Genomic DNA, 14,302 nt, shown 5'->3' with positions numbered 1-14,302 from the left:
CCGGTGCGGCCCGGCGGATCGCGGCCGGCGCACAGGCGCCGCGGGCTCGCCCGGTAAAGGGAGGCCATAAAGATCGGGTCGTTGTCAGAGGTGGCCGGTAGGCTCGTGGACACGATGACCGAGGACATGTCCCCTGCTGAGCGCTATGCCGCCGCCAAGCTCCGGGCGGCCGAGCAGGCCACCGCACTCGCCCCTTTCCGAGAGATGTACGACTTCGGCCTGGATCCGTTCCAGATCGAGGCGTGCGAGGCCCTGGAGGCCGGCAAGGGCGTGCTGGTCGCGGCCCCCACTGGATCCGGCAAGACGATCGTCGGCGAATTCGCCGTCCACCTGGCCCTGGAGCAGGGCCGCAAATGCTTCTACACCACACCCATCAAGGCGCTGTCCAACCAGAAGTTCCAGGATCTGGTCAAGCGTTACGGCGCCGACAAGGTCGGTCTGCTGACCGGCGACAACAGCGTCAACTCCGAAGCCCCGGTGGTCGTGATGACCACCGAGGTGCTGCGCAACATGCTCTACGCCGGCTCCCGCTCGCTGACCGGCCTCGGCTATGTGGTGATGGACGAGGTGCACTACCTCTCCGACCGCTTCCGGGGCGCCGTCTGGGAGGAGGTGATCATCCATCTCCCCGACTCGGTGACCCTGGTGTCGCTGTCGGCGACGGTCTCCAACGCCGAGGAGTTCGGCGACTGGCTGGACACCGTCCGCGGGGACACCGAGGTGATCGTCTCCGAGCACCGTCCGGTCCCGCTGTGGCAGCACGTCCTCGCGGGCCGCCGCATCTACGACCTGTTCGAGGAGCGGGAGGGGCAGAGCGGCAGCCGCCGCGCGGTCAACCCGGATCTGGAGCGGCTGGCGCGGATGGAGAACTCCCGGCCGACGTTCGGCCGGGACAAGCGCCGGGGCCGCACCCTGCGCGAGGCGGACCGCGAGCGCGAGCGGCGCCAGCGGTCGCGGATCTGGACGCCGAGCCGTCCCGAGGTCATCGACCGCCTCGACAACGAGGGCCTGCTGCCCGCCATCACCTTCATCTTCAGCCGTGCCGGCTGCGAGGCCGCCGTCCAGCAGTGCCTGTATTCGGGCCTGCGGCTCAACGACCAGGAGGGCCGTGCGGAGGTCCGCCGCATAGTCGAGGCACGGACGGCCGGGATCGCGGACGACGACCTCCATGTGCTGGGCTACTTCGAGTGGCTGGAGGCCCTGGAGCGGGGCATCGCGGCGCATCACGCCGGCATGCTGCCGACGTTCAAGGAGGTCGTCGAGGAGCTGTTCGTCAAGGGCCTGGTCAAGGCCGTCTTCGCCACCGAAACGCTGGCGCTGGGCATCAACATGCCCGCGCGGTCGGTGGTGTTGGAGAAGCTGGTGAAGTGGAACGGCGAGCAGCACGCCGACATCACCCCCGGCGAGTACACCCAGCTGACCGGCCGGGCCGGGCGCCGCGGCATCGACATCGAGGGCCATGCGGTCGTGCTGTGGCAGCGCGGCATGGATCCGGGGGCCGTCGCCGGGCTCGCCGGGACGCGTACCTATCCGCTGCGGTCCTCCTTCAAGCCGTCGTACAACATGGCGGTCAATCTCGTCTCGCAGTTCGGCCGGCACCGTTCGCGAGAGCTGCTGGAGATGTCCTTCGCGCAGTTCCAGGCCGACAAGTCGGTGGTCGGGATCTCGCGGCAGGTGCAGAAGAACGAGGAGGGGCTCACGGGCTACCGCGGCTCGATGACCTGTCACCTCGGCGACTTCGAGGAGTACTCCCGGCTGCGGCGGGAGCTGAAGGACCGTGAGACCGAGCTGGCCCGGCAGGGCGCGGCCCAGCGGCGGGTGGCGGCCGCGGCGGCACTGGAGAAGCTCAAGCCCGGTGACGTCATCCATGTGCCGACCGGCAAGTTCGCGGGCCTGGCCCTGGTGCTCGACCCCGGGATGCCCTCGGGGCGGACGAACGGCCACCGCGGCTTCGACGCGCAGGACGGTCCGCGGCCGCTGGTGCTGACCGCCGAGCGGCAGGTCAAGCGGCTGGCCTCGATCGACTTCCCGGTGCCGGTCGAGGCGCTGGACCGGATGCGCATCCCCAAGTCGTTCAACGCCCGCAGTCCGCAGTCGCGCCGCGATCTGGCGTCCGCGCTGCGCACCAAGGCCGGCCATCTCGTCCCGTCGCGGCACCGCAAGCCCCGCTCGGTGGCGGCCGACGACCGGGAGATCTCCCGGCTGCGGACGGCCCTGCGCGCGCACCCCTGCCACGGCTGCGACGAGCGCGAGGACCACGCCCGCTGGGCGGAGCGCTATCACCGACTGCTGTGCGACACCCGCCAGTTGGAGCGCCGTATCGAGGGTCGGACGAACACCATCGCCCGCACCTTCGACCGGATCTGCGCCCTGCTCACCGAGCTGGACTACCTCGAAGGGGACAGCGTCACCGACGAGGGCCGACGGCTGGCCCGGCTCTACGGCGAACTGGACCTGCTGGCGAGCGAGTGTCTGCGCGAGGGCGTCTGGGAAGGGCTGGGCCCGGCGGAGCTGGCGGCCTGCGCCTCGGCGCTGGTGTACGAGGCGCGCCAGGCCGACGACGCGGTGGCACCCAAGCTGCCGGCCGGCAAGGCGCGGGACGCCCTGGGCGAGATGGTCCGCATCTGGGGCCGACTCGACGCCCTGGAGGAGGACCACCGGATCAACCAGGCCGAGGGCGTCGGCCAGCGCGAACCCGATCTGGGCTTCGCCTGGGCCGCGTACCGCTGGGCCTCCGGCTTCGCGCTCGACGAGGTGCTCCGTGAGGCGGAGATGCCCGCCGGCGACTTCGTCCGCTGGTGCAAGCAGCTGCTCGACGTGCTGGGGCAGATCGCCGCGGCGGCCCCGCCCGAGGGCACGGTCTCGCGCACGGCCCGCCGCGCCATGGACGGGGTGCTGCGCGGCGTGGTGGCCTATTCGTCGGTCGGCTGAGCGTACGGCCCTCCGGGTCCGTTCACGGCGCCGCGTCCCCCTGCACGGGGGGGCGCGTCCCCCTGCACGGGGGGGCGCGGCGCCGTGTGCGTGACGGGTGGTCAGCCGGTGGCGTCCGCCGGGTACAGCCCGTCCAGCCAGTTCTGCCAGGCCCGGCCGGCCTTCTCGGCGTCGGTGTCGCCGTCGAAGAGGTGGAGCGTGAGGCCGACCGGCGCCCCGAAGGCGTTGCGGCCGAAGAAGCGGTACAGCCCGCCGTCGGTGCGCAGCCCGAGGAAGTGCTCGGTGCGGTAGTCGACGACCGCGTCCAGCGGTGCGGTGCCCGGCAGTTCGAGGCGCAGCCGGTCGTCCACCGCCGTCGTGGCGGTGACGCCGAGCGCCCGCAGCAGCGTCCCGAAGCCGTCGGGCGTGCGGGAGGCCGCCGGTCCCTGGACATCGGCGAAGGCGGCCGGGCGGCCGGTGAAGTACCGCAGGTACTGCCCGAGGGTGTGCAGGTAGAAGTCGGTGTGCAGACGGGCGCCGTCGTACTGACCGTCCCAGTTCTCCTCGCTCATGACGCCGCTGTGCACGTACCGCAGCACGGCGGTGCCGCCGTCGCGGGCCTCGATGACGTACTCCAGCGCGTTGAACCAGCCGTCCTCGCCGTCCATCCGGACCTCGAAGCGGTGCGGCGGCTCCCAGACGGTGACCGCGTCGTCGTCCGCACCGCTGCCCCCGACGGCGGCGACCTTCTCCTTGGGGAACATCCACGCCCCCGTACCGCTGGTGACGGCCGCGAAGACGTCCTCGGGGGCGGCCGGCAGCACGATCTCGCGGCGGATCTCGAACTCTCTGGGCATGGCTACTCCTCGGTCGGTGCGGTGGGCCCGTGCGCCGGGTCCGGGGCGGACTCGTCGGCGGCACGGGTGAGGCTGGGGTGGAGGGCGACGATCAGCCGGTGCGGGCGCCCGCCGGCGGCCTTCTCGTCGTGGTACTTGGCGACGAGGTGGTTCACGGACGCGCCGAGCTCCTCGGCGAAGGCGGCCCGGTCGGCGGCCGAGGCGAAGCGGATCTCCCCGTCGACGGCGAAGGTCGCCAGCCGCCGGCGCGCCTTGGCCGAGCGGGTGAGGAGTTCGCCCACCTCGCGCACCAGCCGGGCCGCGAGGGCCAGCAGCCAGCGGGCGGAGAGCTGGTCCGGCGCCCGGCCGGGGTCGGGCGCGACGGATGCCAGCGCGGCGGGCGAGATCACATAGGACGCGGCCGTGGCCCGCACGATCCGCTCCGTCACATTGCCCTTGCGGCGCTCCTCGACCAGCTCGATCAGGCCGTGCCGCTCCAGGGCCCGCAGGTGGTAGTTGACCTTCTGCCGGGACAGGCCGACCTGCGCTGCCAGCGTCGTCGCCGAACCGGGCTCGGCGAGCACGGCCAGCAGGCGGGCCCGCACCGGATCCAGCGAGACCCCGGCGGCGGCCGGATCGTCGATCACTGCTACATCGATCACCCCACCAGAATGCGACCGACAAATGTTCTTGTCAAGGAGGGGAAAGCTGTCGGAGTGTCCGGTGCGGCAGTGTGCGGCGGCGGGGCGGCGGGGCGGCGGGGCGGCGGTCGCGGCGGGGTGCGGGCATGTCGAAGGGCCCGGAGCGGTGTGTCGCTCCGGGCCCTTCGGCATGCAGGGGGCCTCGTCCGTGCGGGGTCCCGGCGTGGCGGGGCGCTCGCCCCGGGGGTCAGGAAGCGGTCGCCGCCGGGGACTCCTGCTCGGCCTCGACGCGCTGGTTCCACTCGCGCTTGGAGGCCTGCCAGCCGTCCTCGTCGTGGCCGGCCCGCCAGTAGCCGGAGACGGACAGCGCCTCGCGGGGGATCTCCCGCTCGACGCGCAGCAGCCGGCGCAGCTCCTTCACGAAGCCGGCCTCGCCGTGCACGAACGCCTGGACCCGGCCGGCCGGGAACTCCAGTGCCCGGACCGCCGCGACCAGTTCGCGCCCCACGGGGGCGTCGTCGCGGTACAGCCAGTGGATCCGGGCGCCCTCCGGGGCCGGCAGGTCCTGGCGCTCCCGGGCGTCGGCCACCTCCAGGAAGACATGCACCGGCACCCCCGCGGGCATCCGGTCGAGGGAGGCCGCGATGGCCGGCAGGGCGCTCTCGTCGCCCGCCAGCAGGTGCCAGTCGGCGCCGGCCTCCGGGACGTAGGCGCCGCCGGGGCCGAGGAAGCGGATCTCGTCGCCCGGCCGGGCCGCGGCCGCCCAGGGCCCGGCCAGGCCCTCGTCGCCGTGCACCACGAAGTCCACGGTGAGTTCACCGCTGTCGGCGTCCCAGGCGCGCACGGTGTACGTACGCGTCCGGGGCCACCGGTTGCGCGGGAACTCGGCACGGATCCGGGCGATGTCGAACGGCTCGGGGTACTCCACGCCGGGCACCGGGAACAGCAGCTTGATGTAGTGGTCGGAGAACTCGCCGGCCGTGAACTCCGCCGGCCCCACCCCGCCCAGGACCACGCGGACCATGTGCGGGGTCAGCTGCTCCGTGCGCAGCACCCGGGCGTGGTGCACGACGGGCTTCTGGCGGGACGGACGCTCTGCAGCCACGGCAATCTCCCCTGATCTGACGTTGTTAGGTCTACCTAACCTAACAGTTCACCGCTGGAGCGTGAGGAGCAGCCGATGGAGCGCCCCGCCCAGGCCCCACCGCGCGGCCAGCGCCTCCAGCCGCTCGGGGTCGGCCGGTTCGGCGGGCAGGGCGTGGTCGACGGCGGGGACGGGCACGTCGGTGGCCACCTGCACGACCTTCGGGGCGACCGCCAGGTATGGGCGGGCCTCCGTCAGCCGGGTGCGCTGGGCGGGGGTCACCTTTGAGGCGGGGTCGGCTGCGGCGGCCATGATGCCCGCCAGGTCGCCGTAGGTGGCCAGCAGCTTGGCGGCGGTCTTCTCGCCGATGCCGGGCACGCCCGGCAGGCCGTCGCTGGGGTCGCCGCGCAGCAGCGCCAGATCGGCGTAGCCGGGGCCGTCGACGCCGTACTTCTCGCGCAGCAGCGCCTCGTCGGTGAGCTGGAGGGTGCCGACGCCCTTGAGCGGATACAGGATGCGGATACCGCGCCGGTCGTCGACGAGCTGGAAGAGGTCGCGGTCGCCGGTGACGATGTCCACCGGCCCCCTGGCCTGCGCGGTCAGGGTGCCGATGACGTCGTCGGCCTCGTAGCCGGCCGCGCCGACGCGGGCGATGCCCAGGGCGTCCAGGACCTCCTCGATGACCGGGACCTGCGGCGAGAGGGTGTCGGGGACCTCCTCCTCGTCGGGCTCCGCGGACCCGGCCGGGGCCTCCTCGGCGACCCGGTGCGCCTTGTACGAGGGGATCAGGTCGACCCGCCACTGCGGGCGCCAGTCGAAGTCCATGCACGCCACCAGATCGTCGGGGTGGTGGTCCTGGACGAGCCGGGCGATGAAGTCCAGCAGTCCTCGCACGGCGTTCACGGGAGTGCCGTCCGGTGCTTTGACTGATTCCGGTACCCCGAAGTAGGCGCGGAAGTAGAGCGAGGCGGTGTCGAGAAGCATCAGGCGTCGAGTCACACCCCGCATGATGCCGTATGCCCCATACGTCGCAGCGATGTGATCTAAACCACCGTCGTGTTTAGGACAGATAAAGGCGGGCAGGCGCGCACGCGGAGCTGTCCGGTCACGGATGCAGGCATTCCACCGGGCAAAGCGGGCCGACCCCGTTGTCGCTCCACGACCTGTCGATGGGGGAGACAGGTCGTTTCTCGTGCGACAAGAGAGGCATATGTGGCCAGGCTGCAAGCCGAGCATCTGTACAAGGTGTTCGGCAGAAGACCCGAGGAAGCGGTCCGCAGGCTCCAGGCCGGTGCCGGCCGCGGGGAACTGCGCGACGAAGGCACCACCGCGGCCGTGATCGACGCCTCGATCGAGGTGGACGAGGGCCAGATCTTCGTCGTCATGGGCCTGTCCGGATCCGGGAAGTCCACGCTGCTGCGCACCCTCAACGGACTGCTGGAGCCCACCGCGGGCACCGTGCGGATCGACGGCCAGGACCTCACCTCGCTCAGCGACAAGGAACTGCGCGCGGTCCGCTCCGAGAAGATCTCCATGGTCTTCCAGCACTTCGCGCTCTTCCCGCACCGCAGCGTGCTGGAGAACGCCGCCTACGGCCTGGAGGTGCAGGGCATACCCCGCGCCGAGCGCACCCGGCGCGCCACCGAGGCGCTGGAGCTCACCGGGCTCAAGGGCTGGGAGAAGTCCTGGCCGGACGAGCTGTCCGGCGGGATGCAGCAGCGCGTGGGCCTGGCCCGGGCGCTGGCCACCGACGCCGATCTGCTGCTGATGGACGAGTCCTTCAGCGCCCTCGACCCGCTGATCCGGCGGGACATGCAGGACCAGCTCCTGGAACTGCAGAAGAGCCTCAAGAAGACCATCGTCTTCATCACCCACGACCTCAACGAGGCGATGCGCCTCGGCGACCGGATCGCGGTGATGCGCGACGGCCGGATCGTCCAGATCGGCAGTGCCGAGGACATCCTCCTGCGGCCCGCCAACGACTACGTCGCGTCCTTCATCCAGGACGTCGACCGCAGCCGGGTGCTCACCGCCGGCGCGGTGATGGCCGAGGTCGGCACCGTACTCGGCGCCACCGCCCCCGACGGCCGGACGCTCGCCACCGCCGCGGAGTTCCGTGCCGCGGCCCCCGCGACGGTCGGTGTCGACACCCCGCTCGCCGAGCTGTTCGCCCCCTGCTCGACCAGCACCGTGCCGGTCGCCGTGACCGATGAGCACGGCGAGCTGGCCGGCGCCGTACCGGCCGAGCGGCTGCTCGCCGTCCTCGGCGAGTCCGCGGAGCGGGAGCCGGCCGCCGGCGTCCCCGCCCAGGGCCCGGCCGCGTCCGCCCCGGCGGCGCGGCCGGGCAAGCAGCCCGTCCAGGACCCGGCGGAGCACTCCGCGGCCGCCGACGGGGACGACGAGCCCGAGGACAAGGTGATCACCGGTGCCTAGGATCCCGATAGGCAGCTGGGCCGAGGACGCCGTCAACTGGCTCCGCGACAACCTGGACTGGCTGTTCACCCTCATCACGAAGGTGCTGAACGGCCTCTACGACGGCATTCACACGGTCCTGTCCGGGCCCGAACCGCTGCTGCTGGCCGGCATCCTCGCGGTGCTCGCCTGGTGGCTGCGCGGGCTGCCGGCCGCCGTCCTCACCTTCCTCGGCTTCGCGCTGATCGAGTCGGTCGAGCAGTGGGGCCCGACCATCGAGTCGCTCTCGCTGGTGCTGGTGGCCTGCCTGATCACCGTCGTGGTCGCCGTGCCGCTCGGTATCTGGGCGGCCCGCAGCCGGGTCGTCGGCGGGGCGCTGCGCCCGGTCCTGGACTTGATGCAGACGATGCCGGCGATGGTCTACCTCATCCCCGGCATCCTCTTCTTCGGCCTCGGTGTGGTGCCCGGCATCGTCGCCACCATCGTCTTCTCCATGCCGCCCGCGGTCCGGATGACCGAACTCGGCATCCGGCAGGTCGACGCGGAACTGGTCGAGGCGGCCGAGGCGTTCGGCACGCCCCCGCGGCGCACGCTCTTCCGGGTGCAGCTGCCGCTGGCGCTGCCCACGATCATGGCCGGTATCAACCAGGTCATCATGCTGGCGCTGTCCATGGTCGTCATCGCCGGCATGGTCGGCGGCGGCGGTCTGGGCGCGTCCGTCTACAACGCGATCAGCTCGGTCGATGTGGCGCTGGGCGCCGAGGCCGGACTCGCGGTCGTCATTCTCGCCATGTACCTGGACCGGATGACCGGCGCGCTCAACGAGCGGGTCTCCCCGCTCGGCCGCCGTGCGCTGGCCAAGGCGCAGGCGGCGCTGGGCGGGTGGAAGTTCCTGCACTGGCGGCCCGCCACCTCCGTGGCGATGGTCGGCGTGGTCGTCCTCGCGCTGTGCGCCGGCGGGATGAGCTACTTCGACAAGGCGGGCGCCGGCTCCGGCGGCGGCAACGGCCGGCCGATCAGCCTGGGCTACGTCAACTGGGACGAGGGCAAGGCCACCACGTACCTGTGGAAGGAGATCCTGGAGCAGCGGGGCTACAAGCCCAAGGTCCAGGCCCTGGAGGCCGGCCCGCTGTTCGCCGGGCAGGCCCGCGGGGACATCGACGTCCAGACCAACGCCTGGCTGCCGACCACCCACGCCTCGTACTGGAAGAAGTACAAGGACAAGCTGGAGGATCTGGGGGCCTGGTACGACAAGACCTCGCTGGAGATCGCGGTTCCGTCGTACATGAAGGACATCAAGTCCCTCGACGATCTCAAGGGCAAGGCCGGCGAGTTCGGCGGCAAGATCACCGGTATCGAGCCGGGCGCCGGCGAGATGAAGATCCTCAAGGACAAGGTCCTCAAGGACTACGGCCTGGGTGGCGAGTACAAGGTCCAGGAGTCCAGCACCGCCTCGATGCTCAGTGAGCTGGACCGCTCGGTGCGCGCCAAGAAGCCGATCGCCGTCACGCTGTGGTCGCCGCACTGGGCGTACGACAAGTACAAGCTCACCAAGCTCAAGGACCCCAAGGGTTCCTTCGGCTCCGGGGACAGCCTGCACATGCTGGGCCGCAAGGGCTTCGCCAAGGACGAGCCCCAGGTCGCCAAGTGGATGAAGAACTTCCATCTGGACGAGAAGCAGCTCACTAGCCTCGAGGGCGACATCAAGAGCGCCGGTGAGGGCCATGAGCAGGACGGCGTGCGCACCTGGCTCAAGAAGAACCCCGGCCTGGTCGACAAGGTCGCGCCGTCCGCCGACGCCTCCTACGCCAAGGGCAAGGACGCGGGCAAGGCGCCGAACATCGGCTACCCCGCGTGGGACGAGGGCATCGCGACCACGTACCTGTGGAAGAACATCCTGGAGAAGCGCGGCTACAAGCCGAACATCCGCAATCTCGACGTCGGGCCGATGTGGACCGGGCTGTCCACGGGCCAGATCGATGTGGAGACCGACGGCTGGCTGCCGGTCGCGCAGAAACAGTACTGGGACAAGTACAAGAAGGATCTCGTCGACATCGGGGCCTGGTACGACAAGACCTCGCTGGAGATCGCGGTCCCGTCCTACGTCAAGGGCGTCAAGACCCTGGATGATCTGCGCAAGCACAAGGACGAGTTCGGCGGCAAGATCATCGGGATCGAGCCCGGTACCGGCGAGATGAAGCGCCTCAAGGACACCGTCGCCCCGGCGTACGGCCTGCAGGGCTTCGACGTCACCTCGGCCGGCACCAGCGCGATGCTGACCGAGCTGGACCGGGCGTACCGCAAGAAGGAGCCCATCGCGGTGGTGCTGTGGTCGCCGCACTGGGCCTACAGCAAGTACAAGCTCACCAAGCTCGCGGACCCCAAGGGCACCTGGGGCGCCAACAACCAGATCAAGACGCTCGGCAACAAGAGCTTCCCGAAGAAGTTCCCGGAGTTCGCCGGCTGGCTGAAGAACTGGAAGATGGACGCCGAACAGCTCGGCAGCCTGGAGAAGGACATCCAGGACGCCGGCAAGGGCAACGAGAACAAGGGCGTCGAGAAGTGGATCGGTGACCATCCGGGCATCGTCGACAAGATGGCGCCGGTGAAGTAGGCGGGTGCGGCGTGCCCGGCACGCCGCGGCCGTCCCGCACCTCGTGGTGCGGTGGGCCCCGTCCCCGGCAGCGGCCGGCGGCGGGGCCTCTCGCATGGGCGGGCCGGGCCGGGTGACCCGTTCGGCGGCCGGCGGTGCGGACCGCCCACGGGCCGGCCCGGCCGGAACTCCGCGGGGCTCACCCGACCGGCCGTATGTGCTGCGCGGCGGAACGGGGCGGGTGATTCGCTCGGGTGTATGACGGTAATTCCCAGGCGGTCGCCGTGGTCCGACCACGGCCGCAGCGGTCGCGGACGCCGGAGGAGAGGATCGTGACGCCTGCGCACGCCGCCGCTGCCGCCCTGCTCGGCGCCGCCGTCCTGGGGCTCGCCGCGCCCGCCGCCTGGGCCCGCGTGGAGCCGGACCCCATGGTGGCCGGGCAGCGGGTGCACGTCAGCGACGGCAGCCGGTGTGCCGCGGCCGCCGCGGCGCGGGCTTCCTCGCCGTTGTTCGGGTCGCTGGTGCTGCGGCCGGGGCGGCGCGGGATGGCCGCCGAGGCCGAGGTCGCCGCGGGGACGGCCCCGGGCCGCTACCCGGTCACCGTCGAATGCGGGCCGGGCGGGGTGCGGTTCACCGAGACCGTCACCGTGCGCGACGGCCGGGTGGACGGGGTCGACGCCGGTCAGGCGGCCGGCGGCCTGGCGCTGTTCGCCCTGGCCGGGGGCGCGGCCTACTGGCTGCGCCGCACCGCCAACAGGGGCTGAACGGAGACGAGTTGGCCGGCGGGCGGCGTGCCCCGGCCGGTCCGGTGGCGGGCGGGTACCGTGGGCGGATGACCGGTCCTCGATCCCCCCGGCGCGTGGTGTCCCTGGTGCCCTCCCTCACCGAGGCGGTGGCCGCCTCGGCGCCCGAGCTGCTGGTCGGCGTCACCGACTGGTGCAGCCACCCCGCAGGGCTCGGCGCCGCCCGCATCGGCGGCACCAAGAATCCCGACCTGGCCGCGATCGCCGCGCTGGCGCCCACACTGGTCCTCGCCAACGAGGAGGAGAACCGTCCGCAGGATCTGGCCGCCCTGCGCGCCGCCGGGACCCCGGTCCTGGTCACCGAGGTGCGGACGCTGGACCAGGCCTGGCGCGAGCTGACCCGGGTGCTGGTGGACGGCTGCGGGCTGTCCCGGCCCGGGTGGCTGGCGGACGCCGAGGACGCCTGGCGCGAGCTGCCCGCCCCGGCCGCGCGGCGCACGGCCGTGGTGCCCGTCTGGCGCCGGCCGTGGATGGTGCTGGGCCGGGACACCTTCGCCGGTGACCTGCTCGCCCGGCTCGGGGTGCGCCACCGCTACGCGGACCACGCCGAGCGCTACCCCCGGATCGGGCTGGAGGACCTCCGCACCGCCGGCGCCGACCTCGTCGTGCTGCCCGACGAGCCGTACCGCTTCTCCGCCGACGACGGCCCCGAGGCGTTTCCCGCGCTGCCCGCCGCGCTGGTCAGCGGGCGGCATCTGACCTGGTACGGGCCGTCGCTGGGGGAGGCGCCGGCGGTGCTGGCCGAGGCGCTGGCCGCGGCGCGCTGACCGTCCGGGCGGCGGCTGCTACGGGACCTGCGAGGCGACCGGCCGGGGCGGCGCGAGCAGGCCGCCGCGGGCCAGGCCGAGCGCGGTGCGGGTGAAGGCCACCGCGACCGCGGTCACGAGCAGGGCGTAGAGGACCGCCGCGAGCCCGTCGAAGGCGCCGAGGCCGGTCCGTGCGGCCAGGCCCGCCGCCCCCGTGACGCAGGTCCCCAGGGGGAAGGTGAACCCCCACCAGGTCATCGAGAAGCCCATGCCGTGGCGAAGCGCGCGGACCACCATCGCCGTCGCGAGCACCAGCCAGAGCAGCGCGAAGCCCATCACCGGGACGCCGTAGAGCACCGCGAAGGCGGCCATGGCGTGCGCCAGGGGCGCGCTCACGACGCCCGGCGCGAGGTGGGCCAGGTTGGTGACCGCGGTGGTGGACTGGCCCAGCGGACCCAGGACGAGGAACAGGGTGGGGGTCAGGGCGAGCGGCAGCGGGCCGTGGTGGATCAGCCGGGACACCACGAGCGGCAGCACCAGCAGCGTGGCCAGCAGGGACATGCCGAACAGTGCGTAGCAGGCGAACAGCAGGGTCTGCTGCCACGGCCCGGCCGGCAGATGCGGGACCAGGGCCGGGCCGGTCGCCGCCGAGACCATGGGGGCGACCAGCGGCAGCAGCCAGACGGGGGAGGCGCTGCCGGGGTCGATGCGGTGCCGGGTCACCATCAGATACGGGACCGCGACGGCTGCCGCGAGGCCGAGGAGGGTACCCGCGCTCCACAGGACGGCGTCGGCGGCGAGGGCCGCGGGCCGGCCGATGACCTCCTGCCCCACGGCCAGCGAGCCGGCACCGACGGCCAGCAGCGCCATCGCCGTACAGCCGTGGAACGGGGCGACCGCCGGGTCCAGCAGATGGCGGCGCGCCTGGTCGCCGTGGCGGGCCCAGTGCACCACCCGGGCGGCCAGCACGGCCAGCAGCATCAGCGCCGACAGCGCCCAGACGGCCTGGCAGGCGATCCGGGGCGCACCGGCGGTGAACGGCAGGACCGCGCCGGCGTTGGCGACGATCGCCGTCCCCATGACGGCGGCGTACCAGTTGGGCCCGAGATGGCGGACCGAGCGTGCGGGGCCGGGGCGTTGGGGGCCGGGGACTGCGGAGTCGGCGGTGCCGGAGTCGGGGGCCGCGGGTCCGGTGGTGGTACGGGAAGGTGCGTGCGCGAGGGGTGCCATGTCTTCAGGATTGCCGCCCGGGGCGGCCGTCACCAGGGGCATCGTGTCTATGAGGGCATAAGCTGGGGTTATGAGCAGGGAGCGCGGAGCAGAGCGTGGCCATGTGAGGTCCGACGAGGACGAGCCGGCCGTGCCGCTGGCGCACCGGGTACCGGATCTCGGCGCGCTGGAGCTGCTGCTCGCCGTCGCCCGGCTCGGCAGTCTGGGCCGGGCCGCCCGTGCGCAGGGCATCAGCCAGCCCGCCGCGAGCAGCCGCATCCGGTCCATGGAACGGCAGTTGGGGGTCGGGCTGGTCGAACGCTCGCCGCGCGGCTCCCGGTTGACGGACGCCGGGGCGCTGGTGACGGACTGGGCCCGGCGGGTGGTCGAGGCCGCCGAGGCGTTCGACGCGGGCGCCCAGGCCCTGCGCGGGCGGCGTGATTCGCGGCTGCGGGTCGCGGCCAGCATGACGATCGCGGAGTATCTGCTGCCGGGGTGGCTGATCGCGCTGCGCGCCCAGCGCCCCGGGACCGCCGTCTCGCTGCTCGCCGGCAACTCCCGCGCGGTCGCCGAACGGCTGCTGGCGGGTGCGGCCGACCTCGGCTTCGTGGAGGGGCTGGAGGTGCCTGCGGGGCTGGACGGGACGGTGATCGGGCACGACCGGCTCCTCGTGGTGGCCGCGCCGTCCCACCCCTGGGCCCGGCGGCGTACGGAGCTGACCGCCGCCGAACTCGCCGCCACCCCGCTGATCCTGCGCGAGCGCGGCTCGGGGACCCGCGCGGTGCTGGACGCGGCGCTGGCCCGCCACGGCGGCCTGGCCGCGCCGCTCCTCGAACTCGCCTCGACCACCGCGGTGAAGGCGGCGGTGGTGAGCGAGGCGGCGCCGTCCGTCCTGAGCGAACTCGCCGTCGGCGAGGAGCTGACGGCGCGCCGGCTGGTGGAGATTCCGGTGGGCGGGCTGCGGCTGGGCCGGGAGCTGCGGGCCGTGTGGCCGGCCGGCCAGCTCCCGGTGGGCCCCGCCCGTCAGTTGCTGGGGCTGACCCGCGCGACGGCCTGAGCGGCCGCGCG

Annotated in this window: 11 protein-coding genes; 6 read left to right on the top strand and 5 right to left on the bottom strand. The window is 72.8% G+C overall.

Features of this window, described 5'->3' with window-relative positions:
- The first annotated feature begins 114 nt into the window (after positions 1-114).
- Complete coding sequence (locus tag ACQP17_RS07420) at positions 115-2,931, top strand: DEAD/DEAH box helicase (protein WP_433855542.1); 2,817 nt, start codon at positions 115-117, stop codon at positions 2,929-2,931.
- A 101-nt stretch (positions 2,932-3,032) separates the two neighbouring features.
- Here the strand turns inward: ACQP17_RS07420 and ACQP17_RS07415 are convergent, their stop codons facing one another.
- The 4 genes from ACQP17_RS07415 to ACQP17_RS07400 all read right to left on the bottom strand — a co-directional run bounded on the left by ACQP17_RS07415 (position 3,033) and on the right by ACQP17_RS07400 (position 6,455).
- Entirely contained in the window at positions 3,033-3,767 is a 735-nt protein-coding gene (locus ACQP17_RS07415; protein ID WP_433855541.1) for an SRPBCC family protein, read from the bottom strand.
- 2 nt (positions 3,768-3,769) lie between these two features.
- Positions 3,770-4,408, bottom strand: a complete 639-nt coding sequence (locus tag ACQP17_RS07410) for an ArsR/SmtB family transcription factor (RefSeq protein WP_433855540.1) — start codon at positions 4,406-4,408, stop codon at positions 3,770-3,772.
- A gap of 226 nt (positions 4,409-4,634) precedes the next feature.
- On the bottom strand, positions 4,635-5,492 hold the full coding sequence (locus tag ACQP17_RS07405; protein ID WP_433855539.1) for a siderophore-interacting protein: 858 nt from the start codon (positions 5,490-5,492) through the stop codon (positions 4,635-4,637).
- Positions 5,493-5,540: 48 nt separating this feature from the next.
- Entirely contained in the window at positions 5,541-6,455 is a 915-nt protein-coding gene (locus ACQP17_RS07400) for a 5'-3' exonuclease (RefSeq protein WP_433859843.1), read from the bottom strand.
- A 228-nt stretch (positions 6,456-6,683) separates the two neighbouring features.
- On the opposite strand from ACQP17_RS07400, the gene ACQP17_RS07395 reads away from it, so the two are divergent.
- The 4 genes from ACQP17_RS07395 (at position 6,684) to ACQP17_RS07380 (ending at position 12,046) form a co-directional block, all read left to right on the top strand.
- On the top strand, positions 6,684-7,904 hold the full coding sequence (locus ACQP17_RS07395) for a quaternary amine ABC transporter ATP-binding protein (RefSeq protein WP_433855538.1): 1,221 nt from the start codon (positions 6,684-6,686) through the stop codon (positions 7,902-7,904).
- Positions 7,897-10,497 (top strand): ABC transporter permease/substrate binding protein, encoded by a 2,601-nt coding sequence (locus ACQP17_RS07390; protein WP_433855537.1) that lies wholly within the window; start codon positions 7,897-7,899, stop codon positions 10,495-10,497. The genes ACQP17_RS07395 and ACQP17_RS07390 overlap by 8 nt, the downstream gene beginning before the upstream one ends.
- A 311-nt stretch (positions 10,498-10,808) precedes the next feature.
- Entirely contained in the window at positions 10,809-11,240 is a 432-nt protein-coding gene (locus ACQP17_RS07385) for a hypothetical protein (protein WP_433855536.1), read from the top strand.
- A 68-nt stretch (positions 11,241-11,308) separates the two neighbouring features.
- The gene (locus ACQP17_RS07380) at positions 11,309-12,046 is read left to right on the top strand and encodes a helical backbone metal receptor (protein ID WP_433855535.1); all 738 of its coding nucleotides are present in this window, start codon (positions 11,309-11,311) and stop codon (positions 12,044-12,046) included.
- An 18-nt stretch (positions 12,047-12,064) separates the two neighbouring features.
- On the opposite strand, the gene ACQP17_RS07375 is transcribed toward ACQP17_RS07380, so the two are convergent.
- Positions 12,065-13,255, bottom strand: coding sequence for a TDT family transporter (locus ACQP17_RS07375; protein WP_433855534.1), 1,191 nt, complete (start codon positions 13,253-13,255; stop codon positions 12,065-12,067).
- Positions 13,256-13,325: 70 nt separating this feature from the next.
- On the opposite strand from ACQP17_RS07375, the gene ACQP17_RS07370 reads away from it, so the two are divergent.
- Entirely contained in the window at positions 13,326-14,291 is a 966-nt protein-coding gene (locus tag ACQP17_RS07370) for a LysR family transcriptional regulator (protein WP_433855533.1), read from the top strand.
- Positions 14,292-14,302 lie beyond the last annotated feature (11 nt).

The organism is Streptomyces kronopolitis, assembly GCF_050953795.1.
Taxonomy (GTDB): Bacteria; Actinomycetota; Actinomycetes; order Streptomycetales; family Streptomycetaceae; genus Streptomyces; species Streptomyces kronopolitis_A.
Note: the sequence above shows the minus strand (reverse complement) of the source record. Positions and strands in the feature narration are given on the sequence as shown.